General features: G+C 39.1%; 21 protein-coding genes. 20 read left to right on the forward strand and 1 reads right to left on the reverse strand.

What is annotated here, in order from left to right; genetic code table 11:
* Positions 1 to 2 precede the first annotated feature (2 nt).
* The 3 genes from RRB46_RS02860 (at position 3) to RRB46_RS02870 (ending at position 3185) form a co-directional block, all read left to right on the forward strand.
* Positions 3 to 872, forward strand: coding sequence for an ROK family protein (locus RRB46_RS02860; protein ID WP_311537408.1), 870 nt, complete (start codon positions 3 to 5; stop codon positions 870 to 872).
* Complete coding sequence (locus RRB46_RS02865; RefSeq protein WP_311537409.1) at positions 869 to 2242, forward strand: glycoside hydrolase family 1 protein; 1374 nt, start codon at positions 869 to 871, stop codon at positions 2240 to 2242. The genes RRB46_RS02860 and RRB46_RS02865 overlap by 4 nt, the downstream gene beginning before the upstream one ends.
* A 79-nt stretch (positions 2243 to 2321) precedes the next feature.
* Complete coding sequence (locus tag RRB46_RS02870; RefSeq protein WP_311537410.1) at positions 2322 to 3185, forward strand: ROK family protein; 864 nt, start codon at positions 2322 to 2324, stop codon at positions 3183 to 3185.
* A 159-nt stretch (positions 3186 to 3344) separates the two neighbouring features.
* On the opposite strand, the gene RRB46_RS02875 is transcribed toward RRB46_RS02870, so the two are convergent.
* Positions 3345 to 4787 (reverse strand): nicotinate phosphoribosyltransferase, encoded by a 1443-nt coding sequence (locus RRB46_RS02875; protein ID WP_311537411.1) that lies wholly within the window; start codon positions 4785 to 4787, stop codon positions 3345 to 3347.
* Between the two features lie 129 nt (positions 4788 to 4916).
* On the opposite strand from RRB46_RS02875, the gene RRB46_RS02880 reads away from it, so the two are divergent.
* The 17 genes from RRB46_RS02880 (at position 4917) to RRB46_RS02960 (ending at position 23161) form a co-directional block, all read left to right on the forward strand.
* A complete protein-coding gene (locus RRB46_RS02880) occupies positions 4917 to 5564 on the forward strand; it encodes an HAD family hydrolase (RefSeq protein ID WP_311537412.1) in 648 nt (215 codons plus the stop codon).
* Entirely contained in the window at positions 5565 to 6035 is a 471-nt protein-coding gene (locus RRB46_RS02885; RefSeq protein WP_296126554.1) for a PTS sugar transporter subunit IIB, read from the forward strand.
* A gap of 1256 nt (positions 6036 to 7291) precedes the next feature.
* Positions 7292 to 8773, forward strand: a complete 1482-nt coding sequence (gltX, locus tag RRB46_RS02890; protein WP_311537413.1) for a glutamate--tRNA ligase — start codon at positions 7292 to 7294, stop codon at positions 8771 to 8773.
* A complete protein-coding gene (gene cysS, locus RRB46_RS02895; RefSeq protein WP_311537414.1) occupies positions 8773 to 10191 on the forward strand; it encodes a cysteine--tRNA ligase in 1419 nt (472 codons plus the stop codon). The genes gltX and cysS overlap by 1 nt, the downstream gene beginning before the upstream one ends.
* Positions 10191 to 10895 carry a 23S rRNA (guanosine(2251)-2'-O)-methyltransferase RlmB gene (rlmB, locus tag RRB46_RS02900; protein ID WP_311537415.1) on the forward strand — a complete coding sequence of 235 codons (705 nt, stop codon included), beginning with the start codon at positions 10191 to 10193 and terminating at the stop codon, positions 10893 to 10895. The genes cysS and rlmB overlap by 1 nt, the downstream gene beginning before the upstream one ends.
* The gene (locus RRB46_RS02905) at positions 10882 to 11421 is read left to right on the forward strand and encodes an NYN domain-containing protein (RefSeq protein WP_311537416.1); all 540 of its coding nucleotides are present in this window, start codon (positions 10882 to 10884) and stop codon (positions 11419 to 11421) included. Before rlmB ends, RRB46_RS02905 begins: the two co-directional genes overlap by 14 nt.
* 20 nt (positions 11422 to 11441) lie before the next feature.
* On the forward strand, positions 11442 to 12467 hold the full coding sequence (locus RRB46_RS02910; protein ID WP_311537417.1) for a sigma-70 family RNA polymerase sigma factor: 1026 nt from the start codon (positions 11442 to 11444) through the stop codon (positions 12465 to 12467).
* 128 nt (positions 12468 to 12595) lie between these two features.
* Positions 12596 to 13330: an ABC transporter ATP-binding protein gene (locus RRB46_RS02915; RefSeq protein ID WP_297689814.1), complete on the forward strand. Its 735-nt coding sequence runs from the start codon at positions 12596 to 12598 to the stop codon at positions 13328 to 13330.
* The gene (locus tag RRB46_RS02920; RefSeq protein WP_311537418.1) at positions 13311 to 14960 is read left to right on the forward strand and encodes a hypothetical protein; all 1650 of its coding nucleotides are present in this window, start codon (positions 13311 to 13313) and stop codon (positions 14958 to 14960) included. The genes RRB46_RS02915 and RRB46_RS02920 overlap by 20 nt, the downstream gene beginning before the upstream one ends.
* Before the next feature lie 134 nt (positions 14961 to 15094).
* Positions 15095 to 15889, forward strand: a complete 795-nt coding sequence (locus RRB46_RS02925) for a nucleoside hydrolase (protein WP_311537419.1) — start codon at positions 15095 to 15097, stop codon at positions 15887 to 15889.
* The gene (locus RRB46_RS02930; RefSeq protein ID WP_311537420.1) at positions 15880 to 16383 is read left to right on the forward strand and encodes an FUSC family protein; all 504 of its coding nucleotides are present in this window, start codon (positions 15880 to 15882) and stop codon (positions 16381 to 16383) included. Before RRB46_RS02925 ends, RRB46_RS02930 begins: the two co-directional genes overlap by 10 nt.
* A 162-nt stretch (positions 16384 to 16545) precedes the next feature.
* Positions 16546 to 17931, forward strand: a complete 1386-nt coding sequence (locus RRB46_RS02935; protein ID WP_311537421.1) for a DUF3798 domain-containing protein — start codon at positions 16546 to 16548, stop codon at positions 17929 to 17931.
* A 68-nt stretch (positions 17932 to 17999) separates the two neighbouring features.
* Entirely contained in the window at positions 18000 to 19583 is a 1584-nt protein-coding gene (locus tag RRB46_RS02940; RefSeq protein ID WP_311537422.1) for a sugar ABC transporter ATP-binding protein, read from the forward strand.
* Entirely contained in the window at positions 19570 to 20646 is a 1077-nt protein-coding gene (locus RRB46_RS02945; RefSeq protein ID WP_311537423.1) for an ABC transporter permease subunit, read from the forward strand. The genes RRB46_RS02940 and RRB46_RS02945 overlap by 14 nt, the downstream gene beginning before the upstream one ends.
* Complete coding sequence (locus tag RRB46_RS02950) at positions 20639 to 21757, forward strand: ABC transporter permease subunit (protein WP_311537424.1); 1119 nt, start codon at positions 20639 to 20641, stop codon at positions 21755 to 21757. The genes RRB46_RS02945 and RRB46_RS02950 overlap by 8 nt, the downstream gene beginning before the upstream one ends.
* Before the next feature lie 165 nt (positions 21758 to 21922).
* The gene (locus RRB46_RS02955) at positions 21923 to 22468 is read left to right on the forward strand and encodes an ECF transporter S component (RefSeq protein WP_311537425.1); all 546 of its coding nucleotides are present in this window, start codon (positions 21923 to 21925) and stop codon (positions 22466 to 22468) included.
* Positions 22469 to 22522: 54 nt separating this feature from the next.
* A complete protein-coding gene (locus tag RRB46_RS02960; RefSeq protein WP_311537426.1) occupies positions 22523 to 23161 on the forward strand; it encodes a CpXC domain-containing protein in 639 nt (212 codons plus the stop codon).
* Positions 23162 to 23172 lie beyond the last annotated feature (11 nt).

Raw genomic sequence — 23172 nt, forward strand, 5'->3', positions numbered from 1 at the left:
TTATGTATTTAGTATTTGATATAGGTGGGTCATCCACCAAGTATGCACTAATTGAAAATGAAAAAATAATAAAAAAAGCGTCTGCCAAAAGCCTTCCGACCATGGATGAATTTATCAAATTTCTTGAAGATACTGTCCAAAGCTTTGTGGCAGAATATGACATAGAGGCAATTGGCTTTTCATCCCCAGGGACAGTTGATAGCGAAAGCTTTCAGGTAGCTGGCCTTACATCCTTAGGATACTTGGGTGAGAGAAATTTTGCAAGACATATAGAAGAGAGATTTAAAATTCCAGTAGCCATAGAAAATGATGCTAATTGCGCAGCTCTTGGGGAAATTTATTATAAGAATATTGATAAAAGCTTGCTTGCCTTTGTAATTATAGGTTCTGGCATAGGTGGGGCTGTGGTGAAAGATAAGGAAATCCTAAGGGGACTTAGCCTAGAAAGTGGCGAATTTGGCTATATGCTTTTTAATGATTATGGTAAGGTCAAAAACCTCTCCACCCTAGGCACTCTACCAAATGTGGCAAGAGTCATCAAGGAAAAATATAAGCTCGACCTTGATACCTACACGATTTTTGAAAACTACCTCAAAAAACAAGAGCCTTGCTATAGCGAGGTAGATAAGATGTTTACCTATCTTGCCATGGGCCTATACAATATCGCCTACTCCATAAATCCAGAAATAATTTATATAGGCGGTGCGATTTCTGAAGATGAAAACTTTATGACTGCCCTAAAAGAAAAGCTAAAAGATGAGATATTTGCTGGAGTAAGCCTAAATATAAGGCCGGTGTCATTTTTTAATGACAACAACCTCTACGGGGCCTATGCCAACATCAAATTAAGAGAAGAAAGGGAGAAGATATGATAAAATTTCCTGATGATTTTTACTTCGGATCTGCTACCTCAGCCACCCAAACAGAAGGGGGAAATACCGATGGCAAGACCGATAATATCTGGGATTATTGGTACAAAGAAGACCCTTACAAGTTCCACGACTTGATAGGACCAGAAAATACTTCCAATTTCTACTACGATTATAAGGATAATGTCGAACTTTTGGCCAAAACTGGCCACAATTCCTTTAGGACATCCATCTCCTGGGCTAGGCTTATTCCAGCCATGGATGGGAAAGTAAACCCAAAGGCAGTCGACTTTTACAAGTCATATTTTAAGGCCATCAAGGATAAAAAGATCAAGCTTTTCATAAATCTTTTCCACTTTGATATGCCAATGTACCTTCAGGAAATTGGTGGTTGGGCCAATAAAGAGGTCGTAGAAAAATACCTAGACTACGCTAGGACTTGTTTTAAGCTCTTTGGAGAATATGTGGATTGCTTTTTTACCTTCAATGAGCCAATTGTCCATGTCGAATGTGGCTACCTCTATCAATACCACTACCCATGTGAGGTAAATCCAAAAAAGGCAGTCCAAGTTGCCTACAACACTCAGCTGGCATCAGCCAAGGCCATAAAGGCCTTAAGAGAGATTGACCCAAATAAGAAAATCGGCATAATCCTAAACCTAACTCCAGCCTATCCGAGAAGCCAGAACAAAAATGACCTGGAAGCTGCAAGGATTGCGGACCTTTTTGCCCAAAAATCCTTCCTAGATCCATCAGTCCACGGAACTTATCCAAAAGACTTGATCGATATAATCAAAAAAGAAGGCCTAATGCCAGATTTCACAGCAGAAGAGCTTGAAATAATTAAAGCTAACACCGTAGACCTCTTAGGAGTTAATTATTACCAACCCCTTAGAGTTATGGAAAATCCTTACACCTACAAGGATGATGCCATTTTTATGCCTACTAAGTACTATCTGCCATACGACATGCCAGGCAAGCGCATGAATCCTTACAGGGGCTGGGAAATCTATCCTCAGGCTATTTATGATATTGCCATCAATATCAGGGACAATTACAAAAATATCGATTGGTTCATTTCTGAAAATGGCATGGGAGTTGAAGATGAGGAAAGGTTCAGAAAAGATGGCAGGATAGAGGATGATTATAGGATTGACTTTATCAAAGAGCACCTCACCTACCTCAAAAAAGCCATGGATGAGGGGGCAAATTGCAAGGGCTACCAGCTTTGGACCTTTATTGATTGCTGGTCATGGCTAAATTCCTACAAAAATAGGTACGGCCTTGTAGAATACCAGCTTGATACAGGTAAGAGGATTATCAAAAAATCTGGAGCCTGGTTTAAGAAATTAAGTGAAGACAAGGGTTTTTAAGAGAGAAATATAAAAAAGCGATTTCCAATTTTTCCTAAAATAGCTTATAATATAAGTAAGAAAGCAAAAAGGAGTAAGTATGTACGGGTCAATTGAATTAGGCGGCACCAAGATTAGGTGCGCAGTTTTAGATGAATTAGGCAATATTGTCAAGGAAATTAGGATTGAAACATCTGATCCTAAGGAAAATATGAAGGATGTGGTCGATTTTCTAAAGGCTAATCCTGTAGAAAGCATTGGAATTGGAGCCTTTGGGCCAATTGATGTGGACAAGGAATCTAAGACCTACGGCTTTGTCCTAGAAACTCCAAAAAAGCTTTGGAGAAATTTTGACCTTTTAGGTTCAATCAAAAAAGAACTTGACCTACCAATAGGCTTTACAACTGATGTTGGAGCAAGCGGAATTGGTGAATACAAGTATGGGGCAGCTAAGGATAAGCGTTCTTCTCTTTACCTAACCATAGGCACAGGGGTTGGCGGCTCTTATATTCAAGATGGGGTCCTACTTGAGGGATTTTCCCACCCAGAAATGGGACACATAGAGCTTGCCAGAGAAGAAGGCGATACTGTAAAGGGCAAGTGCGACTTCCACGATTCTTGCTTTGAAGGTCTTTGCGCAGGACCTGCCCTTGAGCTAAGGACAGGGGTCAGGGGAGAAAATCTCGATAAAGACGACCCAGCCTTTGATATCCTCGCTAGATATATAGCCAAGGGCCTTATGACCTACACCATGATCCTAAGACCACACATCATAATAATAGGTGGCGGTGTAGTAAATAAGGAAGGCATGATTGAAAAAATCAGAAGAGAATTTAAAAAACTTGACAATCACTATATAAATATCCCAGATCCAGACGAATATATAGTCTTCCCAGAACTTGGCAATGAAGCAGGCCTTATAGGCGGCTATGTCCTAGCCAAGGATGCCCTAAAAGATGAATAGATAAAAAAGCTCCAAGCCAGGAAAATATCCAGCTTGGAGCTTAATTTTTTTATAAGGTCATCTTCTCAGGTCATTCTGACGAGCGAAGTGAGGGAGAATCCCATAAACAAGGCTGATATTAATAATACATAAATTTGTCTGTAGCCTGTTTTTGGATTCTTATTTGGATTTTGCTTCTAAAATCAATTTTTGCTTTAGATTCCACAAGTCTTGGGAAAGGTCCACGTAGTAATTGTGTGGGCTATCGTACCTTTTCACCTCATCCCAAAGGCTTTCCACTTCTTCTTTCCTATATTCTGCGATTTCTTCAAGGTCTGGTTCATCATAGACAAGCTTACCATTTTCAAAGATTTGAACCTGCATTTCTCTTGCCCTAAAGTCCTTCATCTTTTTCATCTTCCAGGTAAAGAGTGGGTCAAAGATTACAAGAGGCTTAGAATCGTCAACTTCTTCATGGGCAAGGGCTATATAATCAGCCTCAGCCTTGCCACTAGCCTTGTCATAGAGCCTGTAGACCTTTTTAAAGCCAGGAGTTGTGATTTTTTCAACATTTTCTGACACCTTAATCTTAGCCTTAAGGTCTCCATCCTTTTCCATAGCAACAAGCTTATAAACGCCGCCAAAAACCGGGTCAGATTTGGCTGTAATTAGCCTTTCACCAATACCAAAGGAGTCGATTTCTGCTCCTTGGGCAAGGAGGGATTCGATTTTAAATTCATCAAGGGAATTGGAAGCGACTATGGTAAAGTCCTTAAGGCCATTTTCATCAAGTCTTTTCCTAACTTCCTTAGAAAGATAAGCAAGATCTCCCGAATCAATCCTAACTCCACCTTTAAGTCCCTTTGGTACAAGCTCTTCCTTAAAGACCTTCATGGCATTAACAAGGCCTGATTCTAGGGTATCGTAGGTATCTATCAAGAGTATGCAATTATCTGGATACATCTTTGCATAGGTTTTAAAGGCTTCATACTCGGAGTCAAAGGCTTGAATCCATGAGTGGGCCATGGTTCCAGCCGCCTTAAAGCCGTATTTTTGTGATGAATAAGTGTTGGATGTAAGTGGGGCACCAGAAATATAGGCAGCCCTAGCTCCTGTAATTGAAGCATCAGCTCCCTGGGCACGTCTAGCCCCAAATTCCATAACTAGTCTGCCCCTAGCAGATGATACAATCCTGTTAGTCTTAGTTGCTATAAGTGAATTAAAATTCATTGACAAGAGCAAATAAGTTTCTATAATTGAACACTCAATGATAGGGGCCTTGACAGTAATAATTGGCTCGCCAGGAAACATGACAGACCCTTCAGGAAAGGCCCACACATCGCCTGTAAATTTAAAATTAGCAAGGTAGTCTAAAAATTCTTCAGAGAAGTTTTCAGTTTCTCTAAAATATTCTATATCATCTTCTGTAAAATGTAGGTTCTTGATAAAGTCGATTACATCGTTAAGACCTGCAAAGATAGCATAACCACCGCCATCGGGGTTTTTCCTATAAAAGGCATCAAAGACTGCTACCCTATCTTTCATACCATTTTCAAAGTATCCAGCCGCCATTGTAAACTCATAAAAGTCACTAAGCATGGATAAATTTCTAATCTCGCTCATAAGCTCCTCTTTTCTATATTATTACTTTATTTTATACCCAAAAATTAGAAATTTGCTCTTAAATTTACAAAAAATTACCCATAAGGGGCTAAAACAAGTATATTAATCATAAGAAATGAGGAGAGACTTATGTATATATTTGATATAGATGGTACTTTGCTATACACGATAGATACCATAACTTACTTTATAAACCAAACTTTAAAAGCCTTTGGCCTTAGCGAGTGTCCAAAAGTCATGGTCGAAAAATTTGTAGGCAATGGGCCAGTAGTCCTTTGCGAAAAAGTATTAGACTATGTGGGAGCAGAAAGGGATGCTTCCTACAGAAAAGATTTCCTAGATACCTACAACAAGGCCTATGACGATAACCCATCCCACCTTACAAGGCCTTATGATGGGATAAAAGAAGTATTAGATAAGCTTAAAAAAACCGGCAAGCCCTTAGTTTGCTTTTCCAATAAGCCAGATGAAACCTGTAATAAGGTAATTCCAGCAGTCTTTGGGGAGGGCTATTTTGACTACATCCTAGGCTATAGGGAAGATTACCAAAGAAAGCCATCTCCAGAAGGGATCATGATCTTAAAAGAGAGATTTGGGGTAAATAATTCAGATATAATCTATTTTGGAGATAGCGAAGTAGACATAAAATGCGGCAAAAACGCAAATATCTACACAGTAGCTTGCTCTTGGGGCTTTAGGGATAGGAAAATCCTAGAAGAAGGAAAGCCTGATCTAATCATAGATGAGCCAAAAGAAATGTATATAAGGAGGGCCTAAATGAAAATCCCATTAGTAAGAATCGACTCCCGCCTATCCCACGGCAAGGTCGTAGAGATATGGTGCGAAAAATACGGGATAGATAAGGTAATAATAGCCAATGATAGGGTGGCCATAGATGACTTTAGACAAGAAGTAATGAACCTAACAATTCCAGAAAATATTGAAGCGACCTACCTAAAAGTGGCAGATGTGAGAGATTTTCTAGAAAAAAACCCAGGAGACTACTTCACCATAGTAGAAAGCCCAGAAGATTTAGAAAAAATCGCAGATTCCGGCATAAAAATCGAAAAACTAAACATAGGCATAATCCACATGCAAGAGGGCAAAAAAAGCCTAACAGAAGAAGTGGCAGTAGATGATAATGATTTGAGGATATTTAAGAAATTAAAGGAAGCAGGCACAGAAATAGCTGTGAGGCTTTCACCATTTGCAAGTAAGAAATCATTAGATGAGTTTTTCTTACAATAATAAAAAGGGAATTAGGGGGCTTCCCCCTAATTATCCCCTTTTTTTTATCCAAGATAAAAGCATTTTTTTTATTTTTTAAATGAATGGTAATTATTTACTATTTTTCTTCGTTATTTTATCTCATATTAAATTATTGTCATCAAGCTGATGACTTCGCCAAAGGGGGAGGGCCAAGAGTCTTTTCTTTTAGTGATACAATATCATATAGTATTGTTCTTCGTAACTTTATCTTATATATAATAATATTTATATACTATTGAATCTTCGTAATAAGGGGAGGCCCAAGGGACCTTCCGCATGGTCCCTCATCGGCCTCCCCTTAAACCCCTCTCCGTTACACCCCCAGGCGGCCCCTAAAGCGGGGAGCATGATTAGAAGCTTGCCTTCGGCAAGCCTCTCTTGGTAGACAAACCCCCTTGTATTAGCTATCTATATTCTTAGTGATTTTGACATTCATTCGCCTAAAATCTGATAACTCGCTACGCTCAAACAATCAGATTTTTAAACGGCTCATTCATTTACAAAATCTCCCGACCTTTGGTATATAGGTCTGTTTTCTGAGAGAATGGTAACTTGTGAGCAGTTCTAAGGCTCGTTTGCTATCGCAAACATTGCGATAAGTGGGGCTTATATTTTTATCGCGATAGCGATAGGTTTTCTAATCTATTGGAAGATTTAAAATAAAAAGTCACCGTAAAGAAAATCACACTGACAACAACACTTAAATAAAAATATTGTTAATACTAAGATGATAGGTAACTATAAAAATCCTAGTTGGACTAGATTGTGATTTTTAGGGGACTTTTGATTTTAAATCAGAATGAACAAGGCTAAATAAATACGAAGTAATCCACCATAACAAAGAAGATTTTTGAAAAAAATCTTCCTCTTTCGCACTCCGCTTAAGGAGCCGGGAGGGGGTGAAATGGGGAGGTTTAAGGAGGGGCATGAGGGGGCATCGGCCGCCCCCTTCGCCCCTCCTTTAGACGAAGATTCAATTGTAAATAATAATAATTTATTTTGATATTAAGTTACGAAGAATAACAGTAAATAATAATCTAATATTGTATAAGAAAAACCCCTAATAACAACAGATAAAGTTGCTTTATATAGAAAATAATGTTATAATTAGATAAGTTAAGGTATTGAAGGGAAGTGGGAGTTGCTTCCCTTTGTTTACTTATTTATTAATTTTAAATTTTATATTATAATAGAAGTAAGAAATGATTTAAAGAAAAACTATAAAGGAGATTATGATGAGTGACGTTAGAGTGAGATTTGCACCTTCTCCAACAGGATATCTACACATTGGTGGTTTAAGGACTGCCCTTTTTAACTACCTATATGCTAGACATACTGGCGGAAAGATGATTTTAAGAATTGAGGATACTGATAGGACACGTTTTGTGGAAGGTGCCCTTGAAAATCTTCTTAAGGCCCTTAAATGGTCTGGTGTTGAGATTGATGAAGGTGTTATGCTTGATGAAAATGGCGAGGTTACCGAAAAGGGTGATTTTGGTCCATATATCCAATCTGAAAGGGTTAAGGCTGGCATTTATGATAAATATATCGACCAATTAATTGATGAAGGTAAGGCTTATTATTGCTTCTGCTCTCAAGAAAGAGTGGATATGGTAAGAGATCAAATGAGAGCTGATGGTCTTACACCAAAATATGATGGCCTTTGCCGTTCTATCCCTCTTGAAGAAGCTAAACAAAGGGTTGCTAATGGGGAAGAACATACTGTTAGACTAAAATTACCAAAGGATTATGATATTTCCTTTAATGACAGAATTAAGGGCAAGATTACCTTTAATACTGATGACCAAGATGACCAAGTTCTTATTAAGAGAGATGGTTTCCCAACTTATCACTTTGCTGTAGTTGTGGATGACCATTTGATGGGCATTACCCATGTTGTTCGTGGTGATGAGTGGATTTCTTCTACACCTAAGCATGTTTACCTATATGAAGCTTTTGGTTGGGAAGCTCCAGAATATATCCACCTACCTACAGTTTTAAATAAGGACCACAAGAAATATTCTAAGAGAAATGGCGATGGCATGGTTGAGGACTTTATCGAAGAAGGTTACACTCCAGAAGGCCTCATCAACTTCCTATCATTACTTGGTTGGTCACCTGATAGTGAAGAAGAAATATTTACTCTTGATCAATTAGCTAAGCAATTTGACTTTGATAGGGTAAATAAGACTGGTGCTGTCTTTGATAAGAAAAAACTTGATTGGGTCAATGGCCACTATGTTAGGTACCTAAGCCCAGAAGAGCTTGCAGAAGATATCAAACCATACCTAATTAAGGCTGGTCTAATTGATGAGTCTTATGACCATGACAAGTTAGTTCTCCTTGCTGAAACATGGCAATCAGCCATTGATAAGTTCTCTGATGCAGCTGAACTTGTTAAAAACTACTATATAAAGAGTGCCGATATAGACTATGATGATGATGCAAAAGAAGCTATTTCTACAGATGATGCTAGAATCCTATTTAAGGCATTCTTAGACCATCTTGCAGAAGTTAAGGAAATTGATCCAGACTTTGCTAAATCAATTATGAAGACTATCCAAAAGGAGACAGGCATCAAGGGCAAGAATCTATGGTTCCCAGTAAGGGCAGCTGTAACAGGTTCAGTTCATGGCCCAGACTTATCAAATGCCTTCCTAATCATGGGCAAGGACCTAGTTAAGGAAAGGCTAGAATTTGTAAGGGATAATTTTTAATGAAAATTTATAATACTCTTAGTAGAAAAAAAGAAGTATTTAAACCAATCGAAGAAGGCAAAATAAGGATGTATGTCTGCGGACCTACAGTCTATGATTATATGCACATAGGCAATGCCAGACCCCTAGTTGTCTTTGATACCTTCAGACGTTTTGCAAAATATAGGGGTTATGATGTAAAATATGTGGTAAACTTCACCGATGTCGATGATAAGATAATCAAAAAATCAATCGAGGAAGGTATTACTACAAAAGAGGTCACAGACCGCTATATAGCCCAATATATGGCAGATGCCAAGGACCTAAACCTAGATGAAGAAGACACCATCCACCCAAGGGCAACCGAGGTGATGGATGATATAATCGCCTTCATCGATGGCCTTGTAAAAAAGGGTGTGGCCTACGAATCAGATGGGGATGTTTACTTTGATGTAAGCAAAAAAGCTGATTATGGTAAATTATCAAGAAGAAATCTTGACGACCTCATGCATGGGGCCAGCAACAGGCTTGATAATGAGGATACAAACCGCAAGAAAAACCCAGCAGACTTCACCCTTTGGAAAAAGACAAAAATCGAGGGCGAAGTGGCTTGGGATTCTCCTTGGGGAGCCGGTAGGCCTGGTTGGCATATAGAATGTTCAACCATGAATAAGAAAATCTTAGGCGAAACCATAGATATACACGCAGGCGGGGAAGATTTGGAATTTCCTCACCACGAAAATGAAATAGCCCAATCAGAAGCCCTAAACGAAGTGAAATTTGCTAATTACTGGATGCACAACGGCATGATTCAGGTCAATGGAACAAAGATGAGTAAGTCCCTAGGCAATTTCTTTACCCTTGATGATATCAAGAAGGAATATGACCTAATGACTATCAGATTTTGGCTTTTGACCACATCCTACAGACAGCCAATCAACTTCACCAGGGAAATAATTGAACAGGCTCAAAATTCCCTAAATAGGCTAAATAACGCAGCCTTTAAGCTTGAAGAAGACCTAGCTAAGGCAAGCGATAGGCCTATGGAGAAATGCGAAGAAAAACTTCTAGCAAATCTAGAAGCTGCTGAAGCTAACTTTATAAGAGTCATGGAAGATGACCTAAATACAGCAGATGCCATCACAGTTTTATTTGACCTAGCCAAATTTATAAATACAAATATAAGTTCTGCTTCTTCAAAGGCCTTCATAGAAAAAACTAAGGCTCTCTATGACAGTCTCTACGATGTCCTAGGCCTTGTGGCCAAGAAAAAGAGCCTAGATATAGACGAAGACTTTATCCTAGCAAAAATTGAAGAAAGAGCTGCTGCCAAAAAGGCAAAAGACTTTGCTAAAGCTGATGCCATCAGGGATGAGCTTTTAGAAATGGGCATAAGCCTAAAAGATACCCGTGATGGGGTCAAATGGGAGATAAGCTAATGGATAGAATATATGGCAGAAAACCAGTCCTAGACACCCTAGATTCAGACATTGAAATCTATAGGGCCTACATCCTAAGGCAAAATTCCAAGATAATTGACAAGCTTATAAAAAAGCTAAGGGCAAAAAATATTGAAATAGATTTTGTAGATAAGAGTTTTTTTGATAAAATAGATATGAACCACCAAGGGGTTGCCCTAGATGTGGAAAGTTTTAAATATAAGGACCTAGCTGACATAGCTTCTTACAAGAGATTAATAATCCTAGATCAAATAGAAGATCCTCATAACCTAGGAGCTATAGTAAGAAGTGCCGAAGCCTTTGGCTTTGATGGGGTAATTATCCCAGAAAGAAGGTCAGCTGAGGTAAGTCCAATAGTCTATAAAACAAGTGCTGGAGCAATAAATAACATCAATATAATAAGGGTAAAAAATATTTCTCGAACCATAGAAGAAATCCAAAAAGAGGGATTTTGGGTCTATGGCCTAGCAGGCGAAGGAAGCCAAGAGATAGATAAAACCGACCTTAAGGGCAAAATTGCCCTAGTAGTAGGTAATGAAGGTAAGGGTATCTCTAGACTTGTAAGAGAGAAATGTGATATACTAATTAATATACCGATGAAGGGTTTTGTAAACAGCTTTAATGCATCTGTTGCCTCAGCCATAGCCATGTATGAGGTCCTAAGACAAAATGGCTTTGACTAAAAAAAACATAACCTATGTCGATGGCTACAATGTCATCAACAAATGGCCGGACTTAAAGGACTTATCAAAAACAAACCTTGCAGCCGCAAGGGATATGCTCATAGAAGAAATGGCTGAATATAGTGTGCTAAGGGCAGAAGAGATGGTAATAGTCTTTGATGCCTATAACCTTGATAGACTTAAAGAAACCATAGAAACAAAGTATAAGATGAAAATCGTCTATACAAAGAGGTTTCAAACGGCAGATACCTATATAGAAGCAGAGCTTGCAAGAGTAGGTCGCCGTCACAATGTCAAGGTAGTAACAGATGATGGGGCAGTGCAAAATATGGCCCTAGGCAAGGGAGCAAGCAGGATGACAGCCCTAGAGCTAAGGGGAGACCTATTGGCCCTAAGAAGAAAGATTAAAAAAAGTCAAAAGGCAAATTTTAGTCACAACTACAGCGCCTATCCTATATCAAAATCTCTTGCAGCCAAACTTGACCAGCTTAAGATCAAGCTAGAAGATGAGGATAAAGATAAATAAATTCAAAAATGGGTGATAATATGGATAAAATAAATTTAGAAGATAAGGAAACTTTAGAAAAGCTAAAAGAATATCTGGACAATCCAGATATGACCGATGAAGACTTGTTAAAAATCATAGATTCTCTAACAGAAGACCAAAGAGAAGAAATATTAGAAATAATCGCAGAAGATGACGATGATTTTGACGATGATGACGACGATGATTTAATTGGATCAGCCAAAAAAGGAGTCAACACCTCCCTTGCCCCAATAAAGCGCAAGGACATGATGAAGCTATCAGACCTAAACAACGAGGAGATAGTAGAGCAATTCCAGCTTGGCAACCAAAACGCCCTAGCAGCCCTAGTCGAAAAAAACCAGGGCCTAGTAAGGAGTCGTGCATCCTATTTCTTTAGGTCCCACGGCAACGACCTAGACCTAGAAGACCTTGTCCAATCAGGCATGCTCGGCATGATAAGGGCAGCGGAGAAATTTGACCTAAGCCTAGGCTACAAATTTACAACCTATGCCTACAAGTGGATAGATAAGGCCATCAGAAAGGCCATCAACAAAGAAGGTCACACCATCAGGATTCCAGCAGGCAAATACTTAAAACTAAACAAGCTTAAACAAATCTTAAAGGCCAACCCAGAGGCAAGCGATGAGGAACTCTACAGGATATTAGAAAACGAGGGCATCAACAAAAAACAAGCCGATGACCTTTTCCTAATAAATAGAAACCAAGTCAACTCCACCTCCCTAAATATCAACCTAGACAGCGAAGACTCCACAGGAGATGAGCTAATGGATATGGTAGGAGATGAGTCAACCCCAGTAGATATGCTAATCTTAGAAAAAGACATGGAAAACTTCCTAATGCAAGCCCTAGACCAACTAACAGATAGGGAAAAGCAAATCATAATCTACAGGTACGGCCTAGACAACGAAAAACCAAAAACCCTAGAGCAAATAGGTTCAATCTACGACCTCTCCAGAGAGAGAATCCGTCAAATAGAAAACCAAGCCCTAGGCAAGCTAAAAGATTATTCTGATTTGGTTGGATAAGAAGACAAATACTCTTAGGATTAAAGATCCCGAGGGTATTTTTTTATTAATTTTTATAAATATTGTATATTTTCCATCTAATCGGGTAAAATATTAAAAACGATTCTTAGAGATTAGAAAGGATTTTTATGATTAAAGTTGAAAATTTTACTAAGGAATATAAGATAGGAAAAAAGGCGGTGGATGACATCTCCTTTGAGGCGAAAGATGGGGAAATCTTTGGTTTTCTTGGACCTAATGGAGCTGGTAAGTCTACTACCATCAAGTCTATTGTAGGGATAAATTCTAAGACTAAGGGGGAGATTTTTATAAATGGCCTCCGTATCGAAGATGACCCTATAGCCTACAAGAGCCAGTTTTCCTATGTGCCTGATAATCCAGAATTATTTGAAAATTATTCAGGAAATGAATATATAAATTTCATAGCAGATATCTATGGGGTGGATACTGAGACTAGGAAGGAAAGGCTTGAACATTATTTGGATTATTTTGATATAAGAGAGGCCATGAAAGACCCTATTTCAACCTATTCCCATGGTATGGCCCAAAGGCTTGCTATAATAGGTGCCCTAATCCATGACCCACAGGTTTTAATCCTTGACGAGCCAATGGTTGGCCTTGATGCCAAGTCTGCCTTTAATCTTAAGAAAATCCTTAGGGAAAGGGCTGCGGCTGGCAAGTGTGTCATGTTTTCAACCCACGTTATGGAAGTGGCCCAGGAATTATGCGATAGGATAGGCATTATTTCTAAGGGCAAGCTTATTGCTATCGGTACCCTTGATGAGATTAAGCATATTGCCAATAACGACGGGTCTCTTGAATCAATTTTCTTGGAGCTTACAGATGAAAAGCAAGAATATTAAAACCATAGCAGCCTATGCTTTAAGGGAAAGTTTCTTCCCCTATAGGCCATCAAAGCAAGTTGCAAATATGCCTAAAAACTACTTGATGAGGATAATCCTATTTATTTGGACCTATGTATTTTTGGGGGCCATATTTATAGGGGTCTTTAAGGCAAGCGCCATGATTTATGTGGGAGCTGGTCAAAATTACATGTATTTTGTAAATTTTGCCATGGCCATCACCATGATGATCTTCATATTTTATGTGCCTGATATCCTTTCAAAGTATTTCACCAAGGCAGATATTTCCAATTACCAAACCCTACCCCTAAGCCAGGGCGAGCTTTTCTTGGGCAAGGTAATCGGCGGGATAAGCTCATTTTTTGACTTTTTCCTATTTTTTGCCATTGGCCTATATATATATTTTGGCGAGGCTGGTTTTGACCCAATGACTTTGATTTTGGGCCTTATCACCCTCCTTCCAATGATTGCTATACCTTATGGGCTTATTTGCCTGATGATTTTACTGATTAAGAAATTTACCAATGTCAATAGGCATGCCAAGCTTTTTAAGACCCTGGGATATCTTTTGATGTTTGGGGTCATGGGAGTGATTTATTATTTCTCCTTCTCCTCATCATCAAAGACTAGTCCTTCTTTTAATATAGATGTGGATAATATCACATCCATGCTGGGAAATGTGTCAAATGTCTTCTTTAATGCAAAGATTTTTGGCCTTGCTCTTTCTGGACCTATAATCCAAAGACTTGGCTTTAGCCTATTACTCTTGGCTCTTGCGGCTCTAGTATTATTTTTAGTCTACAAGCTTGGAGATAAGTATTATTTTGATGCGGTCTTTGATGACCACATAGATATGGATAAGAAAAAGAAGGTCAAGGCCAAGGATGTTGAAATCAAAACATCCAGCCAATTTAAGGATATTTTCCTTAAGGATATTAAGACCTTATTTTCAAATATAGTCTTTGTGGCAGGCCCTATATCTATGCTAATAATCTTTTCGATTATGGGCTTTACTACAGGTAAGAATCTTTTAGGGGATGTGGACCCTGCTTTATTTCAAAGCTCAATGACATCTCTTATATGCTTTGCGGCGGCCTTTGCCCTAAGTCTTCTTATTTGGACTAATGGCAATCCAGCGACCACTTCCCTTTCTAGGGAGGGTAAGAGCTTTTACCTAATCCAGACCCTACCTATAGACCCTAAAAGTCATATGTTGGCTAGGTTTACTTCAAGCTATGTGGTTATAAGTATTTTTAATCTAATACTTGCCACAGCCTATGGCTTAATTCTAAGTCTTGGTCTTATTAATAGCCTTTTATTCTTCCTGGGCCTAAGCTTAGGAGGGGCCTTTGCGACAATGATTAGCCTTTACTTTGGGACCTTTGTGGTCAATACCAATTGGAAGAAGCCTCAAGAAGTTCAACAGGCAAATCCTGTGAAGTCAATAATTTTCTATTTAGGGTCCTTGCTTGTTACAGGCCTTCTTGTTGGAGGATTTTTCCTAATAGAGGGTCTTACAGGATCTATGGTTATTGCAGTTGGCCTTATTATCCTTGTCCTAGCTATAATTGTGGGCCTAATTTATATGGCTTGCCTTAAAAAATACAAGAAAGGCTTTATGGACGTATAAAAATAACCTATCTTTATGGGATTCTTCCTAGCAATGCTCGTCAGAATGACAGTGGAAGATAGGTCACAAAAAAAATCTCCCGGCTTTAAAAAGTCGGGTTTTTTAGTATAGTAAGTAAGCAGAAAGGAAGAATTATGGAATATCAAAAACCCTTTATTTATATAGATACAAACTTTAGCCCAGCTGATGGGCTTTTTATAAAAATGGCCCTAGACTCCTATGATTTTGAGCTTGTGGGACTTTCAGCAAATAGGTCTTATATGTCAAGTAGGGCAGCCGGTGAAAATATTTTGGGCCTTATTAATGAGGAAGGCCTATTTTTATCCGTGGCAAGAAACTATGATGACAAGGAAGCTGCCTTTGATGATGAAATTTTTAAGGCAAGTGGCGATTATATAGAAGATATGGACGCTTTTGAAAATCTCTACGATATCGCATCTGACTGCGGAAGATTAGATATAATCGCATCTGGGGACCTAGGAAATATTGCCAAGGGCCTTAGAGAATTTGATGACCTGATAGATTTTATCGACCACATATTTTTAATCTTGCCAGATGCTAAAAAAATGGACAAGGAAGACCTTGAAGACCTTGATTTTATTTTAGGATCAGGAATAGAAATATTTGCCATAGATGAGAAATTTGCAAAAAAATTCATCCTTGATGATGAAGATTTGGAAAAATTCAAAAACTCCGACCCTAATCTAGCAAGAATTTTGGAAAATTATGATAAAGAAGCCCTTGCTAGCGCCCTCCTTCTCTACCTATCCCAAAGGCCAGAGGCCTTCATCTTTGATGCGGCAGGTCTTAAGGTAAATTTTGATGAAAAGACAATCGACCATTCATCACAAAGACCAAAGGCCTATCTGGTAAATAAGGTAAACGAAGAAAGCTTTTATGACTACTTAAGAGGAGTCCTATGCAATTAAGGATGCCAGGGCCAAGGATTAGAAAAACGGGCCTTGCCGTCCTTATTTCCATGATTATATCCCATTTTAGGCCAGGCGAGGGCCTTGCCTTTTATTCGGCAATTGCTGCTATCATTTGCATGCAGCAAAATGTCCACCAAACCTACCACAAGGGCCTAGGCAGGATAATAGGGACAATCTTTGGAGGCTTTGTGGGCCTAGCCTACCTTTTGATTTTCCCTCCTGGGTCAATTCCTGACCTTTTAAGGCTCATTATCACGGCAATCCTTGTGACAGTGGTAATATGGGTCATGGCAAATATAAATAAAAAAGATGCCGTATCCATAGCGGGTATAGTATTTTTGTCAGTTACCATCAACCACGCAGGCGACCTTGTGCCTTTTAATTTCGCCATCAACAGGATAATTGACACCCTAATCGGAGTCCTTGTGGCCTTTTTCGTAAATTATATAGATTTTAAGATTAAAGAATCTCTAAGAAGTAAAAAATCTTAGGGATTTTTTAATTGAATAAAAATTGTTAGGTAAGGAAAAGGATAACAAGCTGAATATTTAAGTAATATGATAAAATACTTATAAAAGAATTTATCAAATATATTTGACAAGGTATCAAAGCGGGTATATAATTATCACTATAATATGATAAAGGAGTAACAAATGAAATCAATGATGAAGAAAATGACATCACTATTCTTATTGGCTTTTGTCTTTATTGGCCTGATAGGATGTCAGAAGGTAGATGACAAGGCGGCAAATAATGGTGCTAAGCAAGAAGCATCTGAGTCAAAAGATGCAAATGATGCTAAGGATAAGGATAAGGCAGAAGTAGCCGTGGCTAACAAGGCTCAGTACGAAAGGCTTAAGGAAGGCGAAGATTACCACATCGGTCTTGTAACTGGTACCGTATCTCAAAGTGAGGATGAAATCCGTGGAGCAGAGGCTGCTATTAAAAAATATGGCAAGGCTTCTGAAGGTGGAGTTATAGTTCACGATACCTATCCAGACAGATTTGAAGCTGAGATGGAAACTACAATTTCTAAGATTAAGGCTATGGCTGATGACCCAAAAATGAAGGCGATTATTGTTAACCAATCAGTTCCTGGTACAACAGCAGCCTTTACAGATATTAGAAAATCTAGACCAGACATCATCCTAGTTGACCTAACACCTCAAGAAGATATCCTAATGACTTCAGGTGTAGCAGACCTAGTAGTGGATGTTGATAACATCTCAAGGGGCTACAGGATGATAAAGGCAGCTCAAAAGATGGGCGCTAAGAAATTTGCCCACATAACCTTCCCAAGACACATGGCAATTGAAACTCTTGCTATAAGACGTGCTATTATGGAAGAAGCTTGTAAAGACCTAGGTATGGAATTTATTTCCCTAAACGCACCAGACCCAACAACAGACATCGGTGTACCAGGTGCCCAACAATACCTAGCTGAAAATATCGGACCATGGATTGAGAAATACGGCAAAGACACAGCATTTTTCACAACTAACGATGCCCTTACAGAACCACTCCTAAGAGGAGTAGCCCAAGGTGGAGCAATCTTTGTTGAACCAGACCTACCAAGCCCAATCATGGGTTATCCATCAGCTTTCTCTATAGGACTTGATGATATAGCAGGCGATTGGCCAAAAATCTTAAAGAGAGTTGAAGAAGTCGTAATCGAAAAAGGCGGTAAGGATAGAATGGGTACATGGGCATATTCACTTGGTTACTCAAGCACACTTGCAGCAGTTGACCTAGTAACAGATGTACTTAATGGTAAGGCAGATATTAACAATGCTGATGACATCAAAAAAGCCTTTGAGGCTCAAACAGACGGAGCTAAATGGGTTGTATCAAAGATGGTCAACATGGAAAATGGGGAAGAACTTCCTAACTTCGCCCTAGTTGCCCAAGATACTTATGTATTTGGCAAGGGCTACCTAGGAATGACAGAAGAAAAGGTAGACGATAAGTATAGAAAGATTAACGTAAACGTAGAAGATATGGTTGAAAAGCAAAAAGAATCCGAAGGTAAATTCGAGTAAATTCTGGGCCTAAGAGGTGGAGCTTTCCGCTTCTTAGGCTTTGCTTAGTAAAAGTAAGTGAGTAATAAATGTTAATGGAGATAAAGGGCCTGAGCAAGAGCTTTGGTCAAAATAATGTATTAAAAAATGTAAATTTTACAATAGATGAGGGAGAAGTAGTAGGCCTTGTAGGAGAAAATGGGGCCGGCAAGTCTACCCTTATGAATATAATCTTTGGTATGGAATTTATAAAAGATACCGGTGGTTATGAGGGAGAGATTACCCTTGATGGGGAAAAAATCGACTTCAAAAATCCAACCGATGCCCTAAAGGCAGGAATCGGCATGGTCCACCAAGAATTTTCCCTAATACCAGGCTTTACCGTAGCTGAAAATGTGACCCTAAATATGGAAAAGACTAAAAAGACTCCAATTTCAAAGGTCTGTGGCAAGGGCTATGAGCTAATAGATAAAGATAAAAATATCAAAGACACAGAAGAAAGTCTTGATAAGCTTGGAGTCGACCTAAACCCAAGCGAATATGTAAGCGAGCTTCCAGTTGGCCACAAGCAATTTATAGAAATAGCAAGGGAGATCAAAAGGGAAAATATCAAGCTTTTGATAATGGATGAGCCTACAGCCGTTCTTACAGAAACTGAAGCAGATATCTTAATATCAGCCCTAAAAAGACTTGCTGCTAAGGGAATAGCTATAATTTTCATCTCTCACAGGCTTAGGGAAATCCTAGAGCTTTGCGATAAGGTAATTGTCCTAAGAGATGGGGAAATTGTTGAAAATAGACCGGCAGCGGGCCTTAAGATAAAAGAAATTGCCGGCTGGATGATGGGTAAATCCAATAGGGAAGCCTATAAGGATAAAGATGATCGAAATATCGATGAAAATGACATCATCTTTGAAAGCCAAAATCTCTATGTAGAGATGCCTGGAGAGATGGTCTATGATGCAAGCTTTAAGGTAAGACGTGGAGAAATCTTTGGCCTGGCAGGCCTTGCAGGCCAGGGAAAACTAGGAATCGCCAACGGAATCCTTGGCACCTACCCTGTAAAGGGCAGGGCAATCTTTAATGGAGAAGAGTTAAAACTATCTGATACCAGCTCGATTTTAAAGAAGAAAATCGCCTTTGTATCTGAAGATAGGCGTGGTGTTGGACTTTTACTTGGCGAAGATATTGCCCTAAATATTGCCTTTAATGCCATGGAAGTTTTTGATAAATTTGTCAAAAAAATCCTAGCCTTCAAATTTAGGGACGATGAGGCAATTGTCGCTAATGCCAACAAATATATAGAAAGCCTTGCCATTAAAACCCAAGGGCCAGATGAGCTTGTGGGTAGGCTTTCAGGAGGCAACCAGCAAAAGGTCTGCCTCGCTAAGGCCTTTTCCATGGAGCCAGAGCTTTTATTTGTATCTGAGCCAACCAGGGGAATAGATGTCGGGGCCAAGGCTCTTGTCCTTGATGCCCTAAGAAAGGCAAATAGAGAAGATGGAACAACAATAATTATGATTTCCTCAGAACTTGAGGAATTGCAGTCAGTCTGTGATAGGATTGGAGTAGTCTGCGAGGGAAAAATTGCAGGCATTCTTGATCCTAGTGCAAGTGCTGAAGATTTTGGTTTACTAATGAGTGGAGAGGAGCTAGTAAATGGAGAAAATTAAAGAATTTATCTCAAAAGTAGGGATAGCCAGATTTATAATCGGCCTATTTTTGCTAAGCTTATTCTTAGCAGCTCCTGCCGCTGGAATTGGAGTAAAATCCTCCTTAGAAAATGTCATAGCAAGGTTTGGTATGTTTGCCATCCTTACCCTATCCTTAATCCCTATGATCGAGTCAGGCTGCGGCCTTAACTTCGGTATTCCTATTGGTATAGTTGCCGGAATCCTTGGAGCAGTTATCTCCCTAGAATTTGATATCCAAGGATTTGCCGGCATCATCGTGACCATGGGAATTGGGGCAATAATTGGAGTAGTCTTTGGATATTTCTATGGACTTTTATTAAATAAGATAATTGGCGATGAGATGTTGATTTCAACCTATGTTGGATTTTCTTTCACAGCCTTTATGTGTATAGCCTATGTATTTTTACCATTCAAAAACCCAGTATCGGTCCTATCTTACGGAGGATCTGGTCTTCGTCAGCAAATCCCTGTTGTCGATTATTGGATGAAAAATATGGAAAATGCTTCTGGTGGAGTTAAATCTGTGGGAATTTTGTCAGACTTTTTAGCCTTTGACCTTTTTGGAGTAAGGATACCTGTCGGTATGCTCCTCTTCTTTGCCCTTGCAGCCTTCCTAATTTGGGGACTTTTTAGGACAAAGACAGGTACAGCCATGTCTGTGGTAGGTTCAAATTATGAATATGCCAAGGCAAGTGGTATCAATATTAAAAAGGTAAGGCTTAAGGCAGTAGTTTTATCAACTGCTATTGCCGCAGTAGGAATCGTAGTTTACCAGCAATCCTATGGTTTTATCCAGCTTTACCAAGCACCAGCTTCCTTTACCTTCCAAACGGTCGCCTCCATCCTAATCGGTGGGGCAAGCCTAAATAAGGCAAAGATAAGCCACGTAATCATAGGAACCCTACTATTTCAAGGGGTAATTACCCTCACACCTACAGTTATAAATGGACTTTTGTCTATAGACGTATCAGAAGTTATGAGACTAATTATAACCAACGGAATGATAGTTTATGCCCTCACAAGGAGGATAGACAATGATTAAAAAAAGATTTTCAACTAGACACCTCGTACCTATCATGTTTATGGTAATTTGCTTTGTGGGCTATCTTTTAAGTGGAGCCCAGATAGGCTTCATAACAAGCGAGCTTGCAAACAGGCTTGTAAGAAATACCTTCCTAGTTCTTAGCCTAATTATCCCAATCATAGCAGGTATGGGTATCAACTTCGGTATACCACTAGGTGCCATGGCTGCCCAAGTAGGCCTAATATTCTCCCAAGACTTAGGTTTTACAGGACTCGCGGGCATAGCCGTGGCAGCAGTGATTGCCTTCCCAATAGCGGCCCTTCTTGGTCTTTTCTCAGGAAATGTCCTAAATAAGGCCAAGGGCCGTGAGATGATCACATCCATGATGTTATCCTTCTTCATGCTGGGAGTTTATATGCTTGTAATAATGTTTTTTACAGGCACAATCATCCCAATCAGGGATAAGTCAATGCTTCTATCATCAGGGGTTGGAATTAAAAACTCCATCACCCTAACTACAGCAGGAGCCATAGATAATGCCCTTAAATACAGGTTTCAAGTCCCTCTTGGCAATGACCAAATCAAATTTGATATACCTGTTCTAACCATAGTCTTGATCGCCCTCCTATGTGTCTTTATCACATATTTTAAAAAGACCAAGCTTGGTCAAAACATGAGGGCCGTAGGCCTTGACCAAGATGTAGCCAATAACTCAGGCCTAAATGCTGATAAGATTAGGGTAAAATCAATTGTTTACTCAACAGTCTTAGCAGCCTTTGGGCAGCTTATATATTTACAAAATATCGGCACCCTTGCAACCTACGCAGGCCTTGACCAAGCAGCCCTTTATGCAGCTGCAGCCCTTCTTGTAGGAGGAGCATCAATCCTAAAGGCATCAATTGTAAATGCTATCGTAGGAACAGCCCTCTTCCACCTTATGTTTATCATAATGCCACTAGCAGGTAAGGAAGCCACAGGCGATGCCATGGTCGGTGAATATTTAAGGACCTTCATATCCTATGCTATAGTTACAATATCATTGATTCTTCACGAGTATAATAGGCAGAAGGAAATTAAGGAAAACAGACTAAAGGCCATCGATAGGGAAAGTGCCCCTGCCAAGGCATAAAATATAAAAGAAGCTAGATTTACTCATAAAAGTTAAATTTTTAAATCGTTGATTTCAGACTTTTAAGAGCTAAAACTAGCTTCTTTTTTATATTTATTTTAACAAATTTCTAAAAGATGGTATAGTAGAGAGGATAGAATATTGCATAGAAAAGAAAGGATTATTATGAAAAAACTTACAACTCAGAAACTCGTATACATGGGTTTATTTACAGCTCTAGTGTACATATTTTCAAGGTTTTTCCAAATACCTATAGTAACTCCTCTTGGACAAACTAGGTTTCATTTGGGAAATGTATTTTGCCTCTTAGCAGGTCTTCTCTTAGGACCAGTCAATGGTGGACTTGCAGCAGGTGTGGGATCAGCTTTATTTGACTTATTTGACCCAGTTTACTTCACATCAGCTCCAATCACCTTCATCACCAAATTTGCCATGGCCTTTGTGGCAGGCATGATTTACAAAAATAGGAAAGAACTTGTAGATAAGCCAAAAATCATCGTCGGCTCAATTTTAGGCCAAATCACCTATGTAGTTTTATACCTAGGCAAGACTTTCATCAAAAATAAATTTATCCTAGGCTTAACCCTTGAAGCAACCATGGCAGAAGTTATCCAAAAGGCAGGAGTATCCCTAACAAACGCTGTTATTTCAATAATCATAGCAGGGGTCTTAGCTATACCTCTCCTAAAGGCTGTAAAATTTGACGACTAGTCTTCCAAATTGGGTAAATATTAATATAAGAATCCCAAGATAAGGAGATTAGACATGGAAAGAAGAGAGAAAAGATTTGAAATAGCTTGCCCTAAGTGCGGAATGGGCTTTGAAAAAGATTTGCCAACAGCAATTTTTGCTGATAAACCAGAAAGAGATGAGATTTTAAGAGGGGAATTTGGGGAAATGACTTGCCCAGAATGTGGCAGGGCCTTTGTCCTAAACTACCGCTTTGCCTATACAGATGAGGCAAATGCCTTTATGATTGTAAATGACCCAAACTTTGTAGATAAGAAGGCAAGGCTAGCCTTTTCCACATCCCTCGGCCTAATTGGCCTAGATAGGAAAAACGAGCTTTACAAGCATAAAGTTAGGATAACTTACGACTATCCATCCCTGAAGGAGAAGATTTTAATCTTTGAAAAGGGCCTTGACGATAGGGTAATAGAGCTTATGAAATATTTCCTAGTCCATTCCGATGACTTTGCCTATAAGCCAGAACAGATAAAAAGCTTCTACTATGGAGAAAATGATAAATTTTACCTAGAAACAGCCCTAAATGTAGGAGCAAGCCTAGATTTTTCTAGAACCCTATATGATACAATTGTAAAGAATTACGGGGAAATCATCAAAAAAGACCTAAATCATTTGATAGATAGGTCCTGGGCAGAAGAATTTTTAAGGGCAAAATAAAATATTTTAAT

It is taken from the genome of uncultured Anaerococcus sp., assembly GCF_963512375.1.
Lineage (GTDB): Bacteria > Bacillota > Clostridia > Tissierellales > Peptoniphilaceae > Anaerococcus.